Source organism: Amycolatopsis rubida (assembly GCF_900115345.1).
In the GTDB taxonomy this organism is placed as follows: domain Bacteria; phylum Actinomycetota; class Actinomycetes; order Mycobacteriales; family Pseudonocardiaceae; genus Amycolatopsis; species Amycolatopsis rubida.
Genome location: NZ_FOWC01000026.1, coordinates 21,576 through 38,389, shown reverse-complemented (window position 1 = coordinate 38,389; position 16,814 = coordinate 21,576). Strand labels below are relative to the sequence as shown.

The 16,814-nt window shown below is 70.5% G+C and carries 16 protein-coding genes; 9 read left to right on the top strand and 7 right to left on the bottom strand.

Annotated features, from left to right (window positions below; all coding sequences use genetic code 11):
• Positions 1-779: 779 nt before the first annotated feature.
• The 5 genes from BM362_RS44490 to BM362_RS44470 all read right to left on the bottom strand — a co-directional run bounded on the left by BM362_RS44490 (position 780) and on the right by BM362_RS44470 (position 4,830).
• On the bottom strand, positions 780-1,085 hold the full coding sequence (locus BM362_RS44490) for a MoaD/ThiS family protein (protein WP_037819729.1): 306 nt from the start codon (positions 1,083-1,085) through the stop codon (positions 780-782).
• Complete coding sequence (locus BM362_RS44485) at positions 1,082-2,197, bottom strand: WD40/YVTN/BNR-like repeat-containing protein (protein WP_067576449.1); 1,116 nt, start codon at positions 2,195-2,197, stop codon at positions 1,082-1,084. Before BM362_RS44485 ends, BM362_RS44490 begins: the two co-directional genes overlap by 4 nt.
• A 33-nt stretch (positions 2,198-2,230) precedes the next feature.
• Entirely contained in the window at positions 2,231-3,028 is a 798-nt protein-coding gene (locus BM362_RS44480; RefSeq protein WP_093577242.1) for a helix-turn-helix transcriptional regulator, read from the bottom strand.
• Positions 3,029-3,263: 235 nt separating this feature from the next.
• Positions 3,264-3,710 carry a ferredoxin reductase domain-containing protein gene (locus tag BM362_RS50875; RefSeq protein ID WP_425285777.1) on the bottom strand — a complete coding sequence of 149 codons (447 nt, stop codon included), beginning with the start codon at positions 3,708-3,710 and terminating at the stop codon, positions 3,264-3,266.
• 556 nt (positions 3,711-4,266) lie between these two features.
• Positions 4,267-4,830, bottom strand: coding sequence for a CGNR zinc finger domain-containing protein (locus BM362_RS44470; protein ID WP_067576453.1), 564 nt, complete (start codon positions 4,828-4,830; stop codon positions 4,267-4,269).
• Positions 4,831-4,912: 82 nt separating this feature from the next.
• Here BM362_RS44470 and BM362_RS44465 point away from each other — a divergent pair, with 82 nt between their 5' ends.
• Positions 4,913-6,067: an epoxide hydrolase family protein gene (locus BM362_RS44465; protein WP_093577240.1), complete on the top strand. Its 1,155-nt coding sequence runs from the start codon at positions 4,913-4,915 to the stop codon at positions 6,065-6,067.
• Between the two features lie 73 nt (positions 6,068-6,140).
• Complete coding sequence (locus BM362_RS44460) at positions 6,141-7,568, top strand: alpha/beta hydrolase (RefSeq protein ID WP_067576455.1); 1,428 nt, start codon at positions 6,141-6,143, stop codon at positions 7,566-7,568.
• Between the two features lie 16 nt (positions 7,569-7,584).
• Here the strand turns inward: BM362_RS44460 and BM362_RS44455 are convergent, their stop codons facing one another.
• Entirely contained in the window at positions 7,585-9,462 is a 1,878-nt protein-coding gene (locus BM362_RS44455; protein WP_244287487.1) for an FAD-binding monooxygenase, read from the bottom strand.
• A gap of 124 nt (positions 9,463-9,586) precedes the next feature.
• Here BM362_RS44455 and BM362_RS44450 point away from each other — a divergent pair, with 124 nt between their 5' ends.
• From BM362_RS44450 to BM362_RS44435, 4 genes are read left to right on the top strand one after another with little or no spacing between them, the layout of a single operon-like run.
• Positions 9,587-10,243 (top strand): IclR family transcriptional regulator, encoded by a 657-nt coding sequence (locus BM362_RS44450; RefSeq protein ID WP_093577239.1) that lies wholly within the window; start codon positions 9,587-9,589, stop codon positions 10,241-10,243.
• A gap of 37 nt (positions 10,244-10,280) precedes the next feature.
• Positions 10,281-11,285 carry a D-cysteate sulfo-lyase gene (cuyA, locus tag BM362_RS44445; RefSeq protein ID WP_093577238.1) on the top strand — a complete coding sequence of 335 codons (1,005 nt, stop codon included), beginning with the start codon at positions 10,281-10,283 and terminating at the stop codon, positions 11,283-11,285.
• Positions 11,282-11,959: a cysteate racemase gene (gene cuyB / locus BM362_RS44440; protein ID WP_093577237.1), complete on the top strand. Its 678-nt coding sequence runs from the start codon at positions 11,282-11,284 to the stop codon at positions 11,957-11,959. The genes cuyA and cuyB overlap by 4 nt, the downstream gene beginning before the upstream one ends.
• A 12-nt stretch (positions 11,960-11,971) precedes the next feature.
• A complete protein-coding gene (locus tag BM362_RS44435) occupies positions 11,972-12,910 on the top strand; it encodes a GNAT family N-acetyltransferase (RefSeq protein WP_067576458.1) in 939 nt (312 codons plus the stop codon).
• Here the strand turns inward: BM362_RS44435 and BM362_RS44430 are convergent.
• Positions 12,897-14,027: an FAD-dependent oxidoreductase gene (locus BM362_RS44430; protein ID WP_093577236.1), complete on the bottom strand. Its 1,131-nt coding sequence runs from the start codon at positions 14,025-14,027 to the stop codon at positions 12,897-12,899. The genes BM362_RS44435 and BM362_RS44430 overlap by 14 nt on opposite strands.
• Before the next feature lie 180 nt (positions 14,028-14,207).
• Between BM362_RS44430 and BM362_RS44425 the strand changes: the two genes are divergently transcribed.
• From BM362_RS44425 to BM362_RS44415, 3 genes are all read left to right on the top strand, one after another.
• Positions 14,208-14,507, top strand: coding sequence for an alkylmercury lyase (locus BM362_RS44425; RefSeq protein WP_093577235.1), 300 nt, complete (start codon positions 14,208-14,210; stop codon positions 14,505-14,507).
• Between the two features lie 115 nt (positions 14,508-14,622).
• Entirely contained in the window at positions 14,623-15,165 is a 543-nt protein-coding gene (locus BM362_RS44420; RefSeq protein ID WP_067576461.1) for a TetR/AcrR family transcriptional regulator, read from the top strand.
• Positions 15,166-15,353: 188 nt separating this feature from the next.
• Positions 15,354-16,793, top strand: a complete 1,440-nt coding sequence (locus tag BM362_RS44415) for an aldehyde dehydrogenase family protein (protein ID WP_067576462.1) — start codon at positions 15,354-15,356, stop codon at positions 16,791-16,793.
• Positions 16,794-16,814: the final 21 nt, after the last annotated feature.

The following is a 16,814-nucleotide window of genomic DNA, read 5'->3' as shown; positions in this document are numbered from 1 at the left end:
TCTCAGCGGCACGCGGGGCTTCTCGCCCCTGCGGCGACGGGCCCGGCGCGCGGTGCCCGACGTCGGTGAAGGGCTCCTTGAGCGAATCAGATTCCCGCAAGGAGCCCTTCACCGACGTCCGAGGCGAAAGGCCGCGCCTGCCGGCAGGGGAACTTCGCACATCGTCGGCCGCGGAGAAACCCCGCCGGGCGCGGGACTGAGCGGCTGGGCAGGAGTCGGGTTCGCCGTGATCGTGCCTGCGTACGGGCTTTCTCTTGCCGGGCTCCGAGCCGCCCTTGGTCCGCCACGCCGGACCTCGGCGGCGATCGGCGCTGGGGAAAGCGGTTCCCTTGTGGCGCTGCTCGGCGTTACTGCGCCCGGTCTTTGATGCGAGCAGCTTTGGGGTGTTGGCGGTGGTGTGAGTGGCTTTGGGGTGTTGGTGATGATGCGAGCGGCTTTGGGGTGTTGGCGGTGGTGTGAGTGGCTTTGGGCGCCGGTGATGGTGTGAGCGGCTTCGGGACGTTGGTGATGGTGTGAGTGGCTTCGGGACGTTGGTGATGGTGCGAGCGGCCTTGGGGTGTTGGCGATGGTGTGAGTGGCTTTGGGGCGTTGGCCATAGCGCGAGTGACTTCGGTGCGTCGGCCTGAGCAGTGCCCTGCCCTGCGACCCGGCCCGCGAAGCCCGCTCCAGCGCGGGAAACTCGCCAAAAACCGGTCCGGCGGGCAGGAGCCCCGGGCCTCGGTGCGCCCCCGGGACGCACCGAGGCCAGGGGGTCTTCCCCTCGGCCGGTGGGTTCAGGGTCAGCCGCCTGCCATGGCTCCGATGATGAGGAACGGTTCGGCTCCGGAAAGGACCGGGGCGGGCAGCGCGGTGTCCGGGGCGGTGTTCGACAGGTCTTCCTCGCAGGCGAAGAACCGGACGAACGCCCGGCGTTTGCCGGTGGTCGTGTCGCGGACTGTGCCGCGCAGTTGCGGGTAGGCGCGTTCCAGCGCGTCCAGCAGGGCGTCCCGCGTCGGCGGGTCTTCCACCGGCAGCTGGATTTCGCCCTCGACCTTCGCCAGGCGGCGCAGGTGCGTGGGCAGCTTGACGCGCACGACGGTGGTCATCGCAGGGTTTGCACCTCGACCGAGCACACCGCGGGCAGGTCGCGCACGATCGGGGTCCAGCTGTCGCCCGCGTTGTTCGAGGCGTAGATCTGACCGCCGGTGGTGCCGAAGTAAATGCCTGCCTCGTCGCAGGAGTCGACGGCCATCGCGTCGCGCAGGATGTTCACGTAGCAGTTCTCTTGCGGCAGGCCGTCGGTGAGCGGCTCCCATTCGTTGCCGCCGGCGCGGCTGCGGTACACGCGCAGCTTGCCCTCCGGCGGGTAGTGCTCGGAATCGCTGTGGATCGGGACCACGTACACCGTTTCCGGTTCGTGCGGGTGTACCGCGATCGGGAAACCGAAGTCGCTCGGCAGGTTGCCGCTGATCTCCCGCCAGTGCTCGCCCGCGTCGTCCGAGCGCATGACGTCCCAGTGCTTCTGCATGAACAGCACGTCCGGCCGGGACGGGTGCAGGGCGATCCGGTGCACGCAGTGCCCGACCTCGGCGTCCGGGTCCGGGATGCCGTCGGAGTGCAGGCCGCGGTTGATCGGCTGCCAGGTTTCGCCGCTGTCGTCGCTGCGGAACGCGCCCGCGGCGGAGATCGCGGCGAACATCCGCTTCGAGTTCCGCGGGTCGAGGATGATCGTGTGCAGGCACAGCCCGCCCGCGCCCGGCTGCCAGCCCGGTCCGGAAGTGTGCTTGCGCAGCCCGGTCAGCTCGCGCCAGCTCTTCCCGCCGTCGGTGCTGCGGTACAGCGCCGCGTCCTGCGCGCCCGCGTACACCGTGTCCGGGTCGGTCAGCGACGGTTCCAGGTGCCAGATCCGCGTGAACTCCCACGGTTTCAGCGTTCCGTCGTACCAGAGGTGGTCGCCGGCCCCGCCCTCGTAGGCGAAGTCGTGGTCGACCTGGTTCCAGGTCTTCCCGCCGTCGTCGGAACGCTGGATCAGCTGGCCGAACCACGACGTGGACTGCGACGCGTACAGCCGTTCGGGGTCCGCGGGCGAGCCGGCGAGGTGGTAGACCTCCCAGCCGCCGAAGTGCGGCCCGTCGACCTCCCAGCGCGTGCGGCCCTCGTCCGAGGTGAGGATGAACGCGCCCTTGCGCGTTCCGGCCAATACTCGAACTCCAGGCATGCTTTCTCCCTGACAGCGGCCCTGTGACCTGGCTCAACCTAACCTCGCCGGCCGCGCGCCGCCTCTCCATTCTTGCGCTCCCGCCGGCGCCAGCGGGGGCAGCGCGACCAGCACCGGAGGCGACCACGAGGGCGCGACGTCGAGCCGGACGTCCTGGCGCAGCGGCACCGGCCCCGCACGGATCCGCACCGGCCGGGCGGCCGAGCCGACCGCCTGCACGCTCGGCGCGAGCTGTGTGCGCGGACCGGCGGACGAGGGCAGCGCGCAGGCCAGCAGCCGGTAGGTGCCGGCGGGCACGTCGACGAGCGTGAACTCCAGGTCCGGCCCGAGGAGCGAGCCGCTGACGGGGACGCCGCGCGCGGACGACGCGGCGAACAGCCCGACATAGACCGCCGGGGCTCCGTCGAGCGCGGCGACCGCGGCCGGGCTCAGCAGCGCGCGGCCGGTGACGGCCCCGCCCGCGCAGTCCGGGCCCGCCACCCGCACCGGTTCCGGCGGGTGCTCGGCGAGGAGGCCGGGCAGCCGCCGGAACCGGTGCGGGCTCACCCCGACCGCCGCGGTGAACCGCGTGGTGAACGTGCCCGGCGCGGAGAACCCGACCTCGTGGCAGATGTCGACCACTTTCTCGCCGGTGTCCAGCAGCAGCTCCTTGGCGAGCTGGAACCGTTGCGCGGCGAGGAATTTCCCCGGCGGCAGGCCGATCTCCCGCTCGAACGCGCGCGCCAGGTGGAACGGGCTGTACCGGACGTGGTCGGCCACGTCCTCAAGCGTGAGCCGCCGGGTGCGTCCGTCGGCCAGGAACCTCGCCGCCTCCAGCACGGCGTCCCGCATGTGCACACCTCCTCGGATGTGCCGCCATGGTAAATCCGGGGACCGACAATTCCGGGGCGTCCGGCGTCGGCGGGACGCGGACGGATGTGGAACCGTGGTGAATTCGCCGCGGGCGAGGCAGGGTTCCGGGCGTCAGTCGTCCCTGCCTCGACGACGACATCCGAACGCGGGCAGCTCGCCCGAGCCAGCACGCACCCGTCCGCGAGCTGCCGCTGAGCCAGGCAATTCGGCTGCTTCATCGCAACTTCCCCGGAGCGCAGCCTCGCCGCAGCTTCCGACTGCGCACGAATACGGCATCGGCAACCCCGCGGCGAGCAACGTGCCGCCGGGTTCGACCGACGTTCTCGACGAGCATTTCCCTCGGTTCAGTGCTCGTTCCCGCCGGATCGAAAGCACCGCTGGGGTACCGCTCCCCGTGGAATCGCCCGTCCGGCACGCCCAGTTCGGCGACCACCGCCAGCACCGGTTCAGGGACGCAAACGCAGTACCCGGCAGTCGGGGAAGCGTCGCCCAGCCAGCGGCGCAGCAGTTCCTCGTCGATGCGGCCGCGTTCGCCGGTCCAGCTCGCGTCCGGACGCGACTGTACGTGCGTGATCCGCAACCTCCTCGGATGGCGGCGCTGCGGGGACCAGGAACGGGGAGCGGGCCAGGAAGTCGGCGATGCCGGCTGGCTGCGAAGCACGCACCGGCTGTGGTTGCCAGAGCTGGGAGCGGAAGACACATCGTCCACAATGGAGGTAGACCTCCTGGACAGTCACTGCCGGTTCGCGGTCGTCGGTCGTGGCGACGGTTCCGTTGAGCTGAAGGGTTTCGCCGACGCCGGGCAGCAGGATCACGAACGAAATGCCGTGGTCGATAGCCGGTTCCGGGGGCGTCGGCGGGCAACGCGAAGGAAATCCGCGTGGGCGAGCGGACACGCAGGAAGCCGGGTGGGCGGCCGACGAACGTGTTGTGCCGGGCGGCGTCGGTGGTCCGGTGGCCGCAGCCGGCGAACGGGGAGCGCGCCAGGATCGTTTCGCAGCCTTCGCCGGGACAGTCGAGTTGCTTCGGCGTGATCGCCGCGCCGGGGCGGCCGGTCAGGGCTTCCAACTCCTCGACAGTGGTCGTCCGGCGGGCCGAGAACGCTAGGTTCTCGCTGGTCATGCCTGTATTGCGAGCTTGAGCTCGGATATCCGGCTACTCGCTTTCGGGTCCAGCCAAGCCGGAGATCGGCCGCGAAGTTGCTCGCATTCCGAGCGTCACTTCGCCGCGGCGCGGTTCGCGTTGAAGCGCGCCTTCTTCTGCCGGTTCCCGCACGTGTTCATGTCGCACCACCTGCGGGTGCGGCTCTGGCTGGTGTCGAAGAAGGCGGCTCGGCAGGTCGGCGAGGCGCACAAGGCGAGTTTGCCGTCCCGTTCGCCCGAGACGATGCTGATCGCGTCGGCGGCGATCACTCCGAGGGCATCCTCCACGGGGGCGGCCGAGGTGAGCTGCCAGCGCCGTTTGCCCTCCGGCGTCAGGACCGCCGAAGCCCGGCCCTGAGCGCTGCGGGCGTTGATGATTTCGACCGCGGCGGCGGGGAGCGGGTCGTGGAGCGCGGCCGCGGTCGCGGCCGTGTGAATCGACTCCCGCAGTTCCCGGGCGAGTTCGAGTTCTCCGGTGGTGCAGGAGTCCACGGCGAGGCCGCTCACTGCCAGCCAATCGGCGAGCCGCCGCGGGGTCGGAACGCGCTCGACGGCATCGCCGCAGCGCTCGGTCAGGGTCGCGGTGAAGCTGGTCGCGAGCACGGTGCCGAGGCGGAAGTCAGGGAATCCGGCAGGCATGGAACCAGCTTAGCCGGTTGCGCTCGGACCCGAGCGGCTGCTAGAACCGTCTAAGCCGGTTCCACCTGCACGAGGAGGCCCCATGACCGCTCCGACCAGCGAAGTAGAAGCATTCGAGGCCCGTGCGACGGACGCTGATCTCGACGATCTCCGGGCGCGGCTAGCCGCGGCGAGGCTTCCGGAAGCCGAGACGGTGCACGGTCCCCGCCGCTGGGACCAGGGTGTTCCGCTCGCCGACCTCGTCGATCTCGTGCACTACTGGCGCACCGGGTACGACTGGCGCCCGTTCGAGGCGCGCCTTGACCGGATCGGCCAGTTCCGGACGGTCATCGACGGGCTGGGCATCCACTTCCTGCACCGCCGGTCCCCGCGCGCGGACGCCATCCCGCTGATCGTGACGCACGGGTGGCCGGGCAGCATCGCGGAGTTCGTCGATGTCGTGGACGCCTTGGCCGATCCCGAGGACCCCGGCGCGCCGGCTTTTCACGTCGTGCTCCCGTCCTTGCCCGGCTTCGGATACAGCGACAAACCGGCCACGACGGGCTGGGGCACGGAAAAGATCGCGGCCGCCTGGGCGGAATTGATGGACCGGCTCGGGTACCGCGAGTTCTTGGCCCACGGCGGCGACTGGGGCGGCAATATCACCACGGTCCTCGCCGGCCGGTTTCCGGAGCGGGTTCTCGGTGTCCACACGTTGTTCGCGGAGGGGCCGCCCGGGTTGCCCGCGGACGGGCTGACGGCGGACGAGCGGCGGTGGACCGAGGAAACCCGCCATTTCTGGCGGCATCGCGCGGCGTATGCGAAACAGCAGGCGACCCGGCCGCAGACCATCGGGTACTCGCTCGTCGACTCCCCGGCCGGGCTGCTCGCCTGGATCGTGGACAAGTTCGCGGACTGGTCGGACACCGAGGACAGTCCTTTCGAGACCATTTCCCGGGATCGCGTCCTGGACGACGTCACGTTGTACTGGCTGACGCGATCCGGTGCGTCGGCGGCCCGGATCTACTACGAGAGCCACAATTCGCTGGATCCCGAGCTGCGCGTGGACGTTCCGGCGGCGATCACCATGTACCCCCGGGACACGGAGAAGACCCCTCGGCCCTGGGCGCGGGAGCGGTTCCGGCGGATCGTCCGGTGGCGGGAGCCGGAACGCGGCGGGCATTTCCCGTCGCTGGAAGTGCCGGAGTACTTCGTCCGCGACCTGCGGGAGGGGCTCGCCGCGGTGTTGCGGGGGTGACAAATGGCAGGGGTCCGGCCCGTCGCCGGCTGGTGTGGTGAATCGGCAACTCCGATCCGAAGAGGAGAGCTGGATGCGAAAGATCATGCCGATCGCGCTCGCCGTCGCGGCACTGGCGGGGGTGGTCTCGGCGGCCCCCGCGTCGGCCGGGCCGTTGCGGTGGGGCGCTTGTCCGGGCGAGCCCGGCCTGGAGTGCTCGACCGTGACCGTTCCGCTGGACTACCGGCATCCGGAGGGGCCGACGATCGACCTCGCGGTGTCCCGGCTTTCCGCGGCGAAGCCGGACAAGCGGCGCGGGGTGCTGCTGGTGAACCCCGGCGGTCCGGGTCTCGCCGGGGCGCACGTCCCGCAGCTGCTGCCCTTTCCGCAGGCCGTGCGGGACAGCTACGACATCGTCGGCTTCGACCCGCGCGGGATCGGCGCCAGCGCGGGACTGACCTGCGGCCTGAACGACGCGGACAAGGCGCTCGCGACCAACCCGCCCTATCCGCACAGTTCGGCGGACGTGGCGAAGTCGGCCGAGCTGGCGCAGCGGATCGCCAAGCAGTGCACGAGTTCGGAGACCGCCGGCCTGCTGCCGTTCGTCACCACCGCCAACACAGCGCGCGACATGGACCGCATCCGGGAAGCCTTGGGCGAGGCGAAGGTTTCCTATTACGGGGAGTCGTACGGCACCTACCTCGGCGCGGTGTACACGACGTTGTTCCCGGACCGCAGCGACCGGGTCGTGCTGGACAGCAGCCTGCCGCCGGAGGGATACGACGTCGAGGCGTTGCGGGCGCAGGGCATGGGTTTCCAGCAGCGGTTCCCCGACTTCGCCGGGTTCGCCGCGAAGCACGACCAGGACTACCACCTTGGCGCGACTCCGGCGGCGGTGACGGCGAAGTACTACGAGCTGGCCGAGCGGCTGGACCGGAAGCCGGAGTCCGGGTTCGACGGCACGGCCTTCCGCGGCTTCACGTCCGGGGATATTCGCAATGACGCCAGTTTCCCGGAGCTCGCCACGTACTGGCATCTGCTCGACACGCATCAGCCGCTCCCCGGAGCGGCCGCGAAGCCGGCCGGTGACCGCGGCAGCTTCGCGGTCGGCTACCTCGGGGTGATCTGCGGGGATTCGCAGTGGCCGACGTCGGTGCGGACCTATCAGCGCAACGTCGAGATCGACCAGGCGCGGTATCCGATGTACGGCGCTTACGCCGCCAATGTCCGGGCGTGCGCGTACTGGCCCGCGCCGGTGGAGCAGAAGGTGCGGATCACCGGCAACGGACCGGCCGACGTGCTGATGGTGCAGAACCTCCGCGACCCGGCGACGCCGTTGCCCGGGGCGTTGCGCACGCGCTGGGCGCTCGGCTCCCGGGCCCGGATGGTCACCGCTGACCAGGGCGGACACGTCGCGTATGGCGCGGGCGCGAACAAATGCCTCAACGACACGACGACGGCGTACCTGGTCGGCGGGAACTTCCCGGCGCGGGACCGCTTCTGCCCGGCCGAACGTTCCTGACCGCCGTCCTGCACGGCTATCCGGCGCTGAAGATCGGGGCGAAGAACGCGGCCAGTTCGGCGGTGGCGGTGAGGGGAAGGACGTGCGCGACGTACTGGTCCGGCCGGACCAGTACGACCGCGCCCTCCGGCGAGATCCCGCGGGCGGCGAAGATGTCGTCCGCGGGATCTGCCGCGTAAACCTTCTCGTAGTCGATCAGCGAGAAGGGACCGGTGCGAGGCAGGAAAACCTCCGGGACCTCGCCGAGATCGATGTCCTCGTACGGCCGCGGGTAGACCACCTTCACATCGAACCAGGCGTCGACGTCCAGGTTCTTCGGCGTGTGCGCGACCACCGGGGAGTCCTCGGCACTGCCCAGCCAGCCTGCGAAATCGGCGACCGGGGCGGCGGGCCCGAAAACGTAGATGCGCCACCGGCCGTCGGCCTGGGCATGGTGTCCCAAGTGGACCAGGTTCGCGTCGCAGACTCGCCGGACGGGAGCCGACTTGAAGCGTTTGCCGATCGGGAAACCGGTCGCCAGCTCCTGGTGCTGCGGCGAGGCGATGAGCACCGAAGGCTGGTAGCACGTCATGAAACCGGACGGGAACTCGAAGGTCTTCACGTAGAACTCTTCCAGCTCCGCCGGATCGGCCAGGTCCTCCGGCCGGGTCGCCATGAGGGTCGACCATTCCTTGTCGAAGTCGATGAGGTTTTTCGCGATCAGCTGGCGTTCCGCGGAGTAGGTGGCCAGCAGCGAAGCGGGACCGCGGCCGTCGAGCACGTGGCCCAGTTTCCAGCCGATGTTGAACCCGTCCTGCATCGAGACGTTCATGCCCTGCCCGGCTTTCGCGCTGTGCGTGTGGCAGGCGTCGCCGGTGATGAAGACGCGCGGCGGCCGGGTGTCGCCGGCGGGAACGTCGTCGAATTTGTCGGTGAGGCGATGGCCGACCTCGTACACGCTGTGCCAGGCCACGTTCTTGACCTCCACGGTGTAGGGACGCATGATCGCGTTGGCGCGCGCGATGATCTGGCCGATCGTCGTCTTCCGCACGGTGCCATGGTCGTCTTCGGACACCTCGCCCAGATCGACGTACATCCGAAACAGCGCGCCGCCCTCGCGGGGGATCAGCAGGATGTTGCCGCCGTCGTGGGACTGGATGGCGCATTTCGTGCGGATGTCCGGGAAATCAGTGACGGCGAGGACGTCCATCACGCCCCACGCGTGCAACGCCTGGTCGCCGACGAGCTGCCGGCCGATCGACTCGCGGACCGCGCTGCGGGCGCCGTCGCAGCCGACCACGTATCTGGCTCGGACCACGCGATCCTCGCCGGTGCGCGGGCCGGTGGTGTGCCGCAGCGTGACGGTCACCGGGTATTCGTCGCCCTCGGTCATGGTCAGCGACTGGAATTCCAGGCCGAAATCGGGCGTCATCCGGCTCGGCGAGTGGGCCATGTACTCGGCGAAATAGTCCTGCACGCGGGCCTGGTTCACGATGAGGTGCGGGAATTCGCTGATCCCGGTGGGATCGTCGGGCACGCGCGAGGAGCGGGCGATGCGCTTCGGGTCGGCGGGATCGGGCTTCCAGAACGACATCGTGGTGATCCGGTACGCCTCCTCGACGATCCGGTTCGCGAAACCGAAGGCCTGGAACGTTTCGACGCTGCGGGCCTGGATCCCGTCCGCCTGCCCGACTTCGAGCCGTCCGCCGCGGCGTTCGACGATCCGCGTGGTGACGTGCGGGAACCGGGACAGCTGTGCGGCGGTGATCATGCCCGCGGGACCGGTGCCCACGATCAGCACGTCGACCTCGTCCGGCAGTTCCGCGGGCCGGTCGATTCCGGTTCCGGCGGCGGGCAGGACGCGCGGTTCGCCGGAAACGTAGCCGTGGTGGTGGAACTGCATGGGTTTGCTCACCTCACTGTGAAGCACGCCAACGGGGACCGTGTTCGATAATAGAACTCATTGTTCAATTATTGAGTACATCGATGCTAAGGTGGGCCGCTCCGGCGCACAAGACCCCGCGGGGAAGGACCGAGTCGTGACGGAAGCCAAGCAAGCGGCCGGGTCGCAGACGTTGTCGCGCGGGCTCACCGCGCTGGAAGTGCTCGCCGAGGCCGACGCGCCGCTGTCGATCGGCGAGCTGGCTTCGCGGCTCGGGCTGCACCGGTCGATCACCTACCGCATCGTGCGCACGCTTGAGGACCACGGCCTGGTCGTGCGCGGCGCGAACGGCGAACTGGAGCTGGGGGCACGGCTGGCGGCGTTGGCGCGCAACGTTTCCCGCGATCTTCAGTCGACCGCGTTGCCGGAGCTGACCGTGCTCGCGAACGAACTCGGCATGACCGCATTCCTCGCGACGCTCGACGGCGAGGATTCCGTGGTCACGCTGGCCAGCGTCGAGCCGCGGCAGGCGACGGCGGCGGTGGCACAGCGGCCGGGCAGCCGGCATCCGATCACCGACGGCGCGCCGGGCCGCGCGATCCTGCAGCAGCTGCGCGGGGAGAAAGCGCCCTACGAAACCAGCCATGACGAGGTGATTCCCGGACTGTCGTCGATCGCGGTGCCGCTCGCGGTGCCCGGGCGGCATCCGGCCGCGCTCGCGGTGGTGTATTTGACCGGTCCGGCGGACATCGCCGCGATCGGGGCGCGGCTGGCGCGGGCGGCGCAGGTGATCCGGGCCGAACTGCATCCGTGACGGACGCGGTGGACAGCGGCCGGGCACGGGAGCCACGATGGCGTCCGTGGTACAGACGACGCGCTTCGCCCGCTTCCCGCTCGGACACTTCCCGACCCCGCTCGAACCGCTGGACCGGCTCACCGCGCGGCTGCGCGAACGGCGCCGGGACGTACCGGATCTCTGGATCAAACGCGACGATTGCACTGGTTTGGCGACCGGCGGCAACAAGACGCGCAAGCTGGAATTCCTCGTCGGCGACGCGCTCGCGCAGGGTGCCGACACGCTGATCACCCAAGGCGCGACGCAGTCCAACCACGCCCGGCAGACCGCCGCGGCCGCCGCACGCGCCGGGCTGGCCTGCAAACTGCTGCTGGAACAACGGCAGGTGCGCGACGAGGAGTACGAGAACTCCGGCAACGTGTTCCTCGACGAACTGCTCGGCGCGGAGATCGTGGACCGGGTGCCGGCCGGAACCGAGATGGCAGCGGCGATGGAAGACGTGGCCGCGAAGCTGCGCGCGGAGGGACGACGGCCGTACGTGATCCCGGGCGGCGGGTCGAATCCGATCGGCGCTCTCGGGTATGTCCAGTGCGCGCTGGAACTGGACGCCGCGCCGGTTCCGGTCGACTGGGTCGTGCACGCGACCGGCAGCACCGGCACACAGGCCGGGCTCGTCGCCGGATTGCGCGCGGCGCACAGTCCCGCCCGGGTGCTCGGCGTCAGCGTGCGGCAGCCGGAAGCACGGCAGATCGACGCGGTGCACGGGCTGGCCCGCCGGACGGCGGAGCTGATCGGGGCCGAGGTTTCCCGCGACGACGTGCTGGTGGACGACCGCTGGGTCGGCGAGGGCTACGGTGTGCCGACCCAGTCCATGGTGGACGCGGTGCGGCTGCTCGCCGAGACCGAAGGCATCCTGCTGGACCCGGTGTACTCCGGGAAGGGTTTCGCCGGTCTGCTCGGCGGGATCGCGGAAGGCCGGTTCGCCGCGACCGACCGCGTCGTCTTCGTGCACACCGGCGGCGTCGCCGGGCTGTTCGGCTACCGGTCCGCGTTCACGTGATCGCGGGCATTCTCGGCGGGATGGGTCCCGCGGCGACCGCGGAGTTCTACGCGAAGCTGATCGCGCGCACGGTCGCGGAGCGCGACCAAGACCACCTCCGGGTGGCGATCTGGGCGGATCCGACGGTGCCGGACCGGGTCGCGGCGGTTCTCGACGGGAGCACCGATCCGTATCCGGCGTTGCTCGCCGGTGCGGAAAAACTGCGCGATCTCGGCGCGTCCGTGATCGCCATTCCCTGTCACACCGCGCATTTCTTCCTGCCCCGGCTGGTCGCGGACAGCGGGGTGAGGTTCGCGGACATGATCGCGGAAACGGCGGAATTCCTCGCCGGAAGGACGGGTCCGGTCGGACTGCTCGGCACTCGCGGGACGATCGCCGCCCGGCTGTACCAACGGCGAGTGCCCGAGGCCGAGTGGGCAGTGCCGTCCGAGACGGGGCAGCGGGAAACCGACGCGGCGGTGGCGGCGGTGAAACGCGGCGACTTGACCGCGGGAGCGGCGCATTTCGAGCGGGCGCTGGCGGACGTCGACGCGCCGTTGTCGGTGCTGGCGTGCACGGAACTCCCGTTGGTGGCGGGGAAGGCGAGCGGCGTGCTGGACCCGACGGACCTGCTCGCCGACGCGGTGATCCGCGACTGCGGCGGAAAACCGGTCGACGGCGGGCCGTTCGCCTGACAGAGTCCGGCCATGACCGATCTGCTGACCGCCGCGGACGTGCTGCTCATGCAGGAGCTCGCGCAGCGGATCGCCGCCGTGCGCCCGGAACTCGTCAACAGCGACGCCTCCTACGGCGAGCTGGCCTGGAACTGGGGCAAAGGGCATGCCGCACAGGGCGCGAGCTGGGTCCGCCGGCTGTGGTTCGCCGGCGACGACCTCGTCGCGTGGGGCTGGGCGCAACTGCCCCGGAGCGTGCGGCTCAACGACGGCTCGGTCAACGACGTCACCGGTGCTTACCTGGCGTATCAGGTCCATCCCGGCCACGCCGGACTGGCCGACGAGGTGATCGACTGGTTCGACGCCACCGCGGACGGACTCGAACGCACCGTGCTTCCCGGAGCGGCCGACAAGTTCGGCCTGGAACGCTGGGCAGCGCACGGCTACCGCCCCGATCCGGAGGGCCTCGGCGAGACCGGGTCCTGGACGCAGCTGAACGAACGAGATCTCGAGGTGCTCGAAACGCCGGTGCTGCCGGACGGATTCCGCTTCCGCACCGCCGCCGAGGCCGGACCGGAGGCGGCTGTCCAGGCTCATGTGGCCGCCTGGGGCGTGACCGCGTACACGCTGGAAGGTTACGAGGGCGTCCGCGCGACCCCGGCGTATCGCAGTGACCTGCATATCCTGGTCGAAGCGCCGGACGCGACGATGGCGGCGTCGACGATCATGTGGTGGGACGAGGCGAACAAGACCGTCGAGTTCGAGCCGGTCGGCACCCATCCGGATTACCGGCGGCTCGGGCTGGGCCGCGCGATGCTGTTGCACGGCATGGACCGCGCGCGGGCGGCCGGAGCTGCCCACGCGACGGTTGCATGCCTCGGCGCGCCCGGACATCCGTCGGCGCGGGGGCTCTATTACAGCGTCGGGTTCCGTGCGGTCTCCCGGGACGTGCCGTTGCTCAAGCCTGCGTGAGCGGGGGCTGGCCCATCCGCAGCGCGCCGAATTTCGCGGACGTCCGGACCGCGTCGAAGCCGTAGCTGATCATCGCGGTCTCGTAGTCGCGCAGCGCCGGGAGGAGATCGGTCTCGGTGAGCTTCGCGGCGAGCAGCTCGGCGTCGCGCAGGGCGGTGTTCGCGCCGACGCCGACCGCTGGGCTCATCGCGTGGATCGCGTCGCCGAGCAGGGTCACCGGCGTGGTCGGCCACGGTTCGATCGGCACGCTGGTGCGCAGGAAGACGGGGAACAGCGTCTCGGGATCGGCGAGGGCCAGCAGCTCGCCGGCCTTCGGATTCCACTTACGAGCCAAGGAAACCGTCATGTCCCGCAACTCAAGGCCGGTCGCGGCGCGGAGTTCGACGTCGGAGTACGGCAGCAGTTCGGTGCGGGCGGCGAGCAGGCACATCACGTAGTCGCCGGTGTCGGTGAGGCCTGGCAGCGGCGCCGGACGCCGGGGGTGGACCGGCGCGATGCCGATGTGCTGGTGGTCCGGGCCGAACAGCCCGCGGTAGATCCCGAACCACTCGTCGGGGATCAGTCCGGCGGCGTCGCGGGTGAGCGGGAAGCGGCCGTACATGATGCGCACGCCGGTGTCCATTACGCGTGCGTGCGGCAGGTATTGGCGTCGTATCACGGAATTCGCCCCGTCGGCGGCGACCAGGACGTCAGCGGACGCGGTCGATCCGTCGGCGAAGGTCGCGGTGACGGCGTCGTCCAGGCGGTAGCCGGTGCACTCGCGGCCGAACTCGACGACGCCGTCCAGCCCGTGCAGGAGGATCTCGCGCAGCGTGCGGCGGTTGATCGAGACATCGCGCTCGACAGGTTCCTCCGGCGGCGTCCCGTTGAGATAGCTGGTGCGCGAAGGCGTCGAACTGGCGTCCCAGACCGCTCGGCTGAGCGGCGCGGGAAGCAGCCGGTCGAGCGCGTCGAGGCCGTTCGGGTCGAGCCGCAGGCGATATCCCCGCAACCGGCCGAGCGGGGACAGGTCACGTTCGCAGACTGTGACCTCGACCCCGGCGCGGTGCAATCCCTGGGCGAGCGCGAGCCCGCCGACGCCGGCGCCGATGATCAGGACGCGAAGGTTTCCGGGCACAGCGAATTCCCCTTCTGGACACGGAACGAGGGGACGTGCTGGACGCACCGGAAAGGTGCGGGTACGAGCGCGGCGCGCCGCCCGGACTGCCCACCGGGCCGTGGCTTTCGACGTCCTTGGCCACCATAGCTTTTTCCGGAAGCGGATTGTCAAGGGCCGATTTCGGCCTACGCTGGGGTCATGTGCGCGGCCGGGCCGGAGATCCGCGGGACGCGGGTGGAACTGCTGAGCGCCCCGGGCTGCCCGAACGCCGAGGCGGCCCGGTCGCTGGCGGCCGGGTGCCTCGCCGAGAGCGGCCTCGGCGCGGCGGTCGTCGAACGCGTCGGCCGCTACCGCTCGCCGACGATTCTGGTCGACGGGGTCGACGTGATGGGCACGCCTGAGGCGGTCGCGGGGGACGCCTGCCGCCTCGACGTGCCGACCCGGGAGCGGGTGCTCGCCGCCTTGGCCGCCGCCGCATCGGCGGCCGGGAAAGCCTGACCGGAAGCCGCCGCGGCTCGCGAGTTGTCTTCGGGGCGCCCGTCGCCCTGGTTCACATTACAAATGTAATGTAGCGTGGACGCGACCCCAGCCGGACGAAGCCGAGGAGGTGCGGATGAGCCGGTCCACAACCGCGGACGACCCGACCGGGACGAAGCTCGCCCTGCGCCGGGCGGCGGTCGGCGTGGTCGCTTCCGACGGGCTGCGCGGCCTCACCTACCGCGCGGTCGCGCGCGCGGCGGGCTGCACCACCGGCGCGGTCCAGCACCATTTCTCCTCGATCGACGACCTCCTCCAGTCCTCTTTGGACCTGGTGCTGGAGGAGAGCGCGGAAAACGGCCTGATCGGCGCCCGCACCGGCGTCTACGCGGACGGTCCCGAGGTGCGTCAGCGGTTCCGGGACAGCGCGGACCTGCAAGTGTTCCAGTACCAGCTGGTCGTGGAAGCGGCGCGGCGGCCCGAATTGCGGCCGGTCGTGCGAAGGCTCTACGACGGCTATCTCGCCGCGGTCGGCAAGGAACTGGCGGCCGACGGCGGGCTGGCCCAGCTCGTGTTCTACGCCCTCGACGGAATGTTCCTGCACCAGGCGGCGGATCCGGACGTCGATCCGGGCCCGGCGCTCGAAGCCCTGCGCGGCCTGCTCGCGGCCGCGCGTTAACCGAACCCGTACTCCCGCCCCGGCCGCGCCCGACGCCGCCGGGGTCGAAGTGTTGCCGGATACCGTTGCACCGCAAGAACTTCCCACTGTCCTTTCCGGAATTTCGCCGCCGCTCAGGTGTTGACTTAATCAACACCATGGGGTCAGACTCGGCGCATCCCGAACCGCCGACCCGAAAGGCGTACCCGATGCCCGACACCGCCGCCGCGACCCTGCTGATCGACGGCCGCTGGCAGTCCGCCCCGGCGACGTTCGACGTCGTCGACCCCGCGAGCCTCGCCGTCCTCGGCCAGGCCGCCGACGCGGGGCCCGAACAGGCGCGGGACGCACTGGCCGCGGCCGCGCGTGCGGCCCGCGAATGGGCGGACACCGACCCGGAGACCCGCAGCGGCCACCTGCGCGCCGCGGCCGCCGGAATCCGTGCGCGGCAAGGCGAACTGGCCGCGTTGCTCAGCCGCGAGAACGGGAAACCGCTCGCCGAGGCGAACGGCGAACTGGCCGGGGCCGCCCGGATGCTGGAGTGGGCCGCCGAGGAGGGCCGCCGCGCGTACGGCCGGGTCACCCCGGCGAACGCGGCCGGCCCCGGGCTCGTGCTGCGCGCGCCGGTCGGCCCGGTGCTCGCGATCACGCCGTGGAATTTCCCGGCCAGCATGCTGATCCGCAAGATCGGGCTCGCGCTCGCGGCAGGCTGCCCGGTCATCGCGAAACCGGCCGAGCAGACCCCGCTGATCGCGACCGCGCTGCTGGAAATCGTGCAGGACACCGGTGTGCCCGGCGGCGTGCTGCAGTCGCTGACCACCACCCGGCCCGCCGACCTCGTCGGAGCACTGCTGGCCGACCGGCGGCTGCGCAAGGTCAGCTTCACCGGTTCCACCGAGGTCGGACTGGGCCTGCTGCGCCAGACCGGCGACATCCTCCGCCGCACGTCGCTCGAAATGGGCGGGCACTCGCCGGCGATCGTGTTCGAGGACGCCGATCTCGAAGCCGCCGCGGCGGGCGTCGTCACCGGGAAGTTCTTCAACGCCGGGCAGAGCTGCACCGCGGTGAACCGGTTGTACGTCCACGAAAGTGTCCGCGACGACCTGCTTTCCTTGATCGAAAAGAAAACCGCCGCGCTGAAGGTCGGCCGGGGCGACGCCGAAGGCACCCACGTCGGGCCGCTGATCGACGAGGCCGGGCTGGCGAAGGTGGAGAACCAGGTCGCGGACGCGGTCGGCAAGGGCGCGCGCGTGCTCGTCGGCGGCAACCGGTGGACGGATTCCGCGCTGCCGGGCCATTTCTTCGAACCCACCGTGCTGGACGGCGTCACCCCGGACATGCTCATCAGCCGCGAGGAAACGTTCGGCCCGGTGCTCGCGGTGTCGGCCTTCGGCACCGACGACGAGGCCGTCGAACTGGCCAACTCCACCGATTACGGCCTCGCCGCCTACGTGTTCGGCGCCGACCTGCGCCGCATCTGGCGCACGCTCGACCGGCTCGATTTCGGCGTGCTCGGCGTCAACGACCCGGCCCCGGTGCGTCCGGAACTTCCCTTCGGCGGCCAGAAGAACTCCGGCCAGGAACGCGAAGGCGGGGCCGAAGGCATCGAGGCCTACACCGAGACCAAAGCCGTCGCTCTGCGGTTCTGAACCGCTCCCCGAAAGGAATCC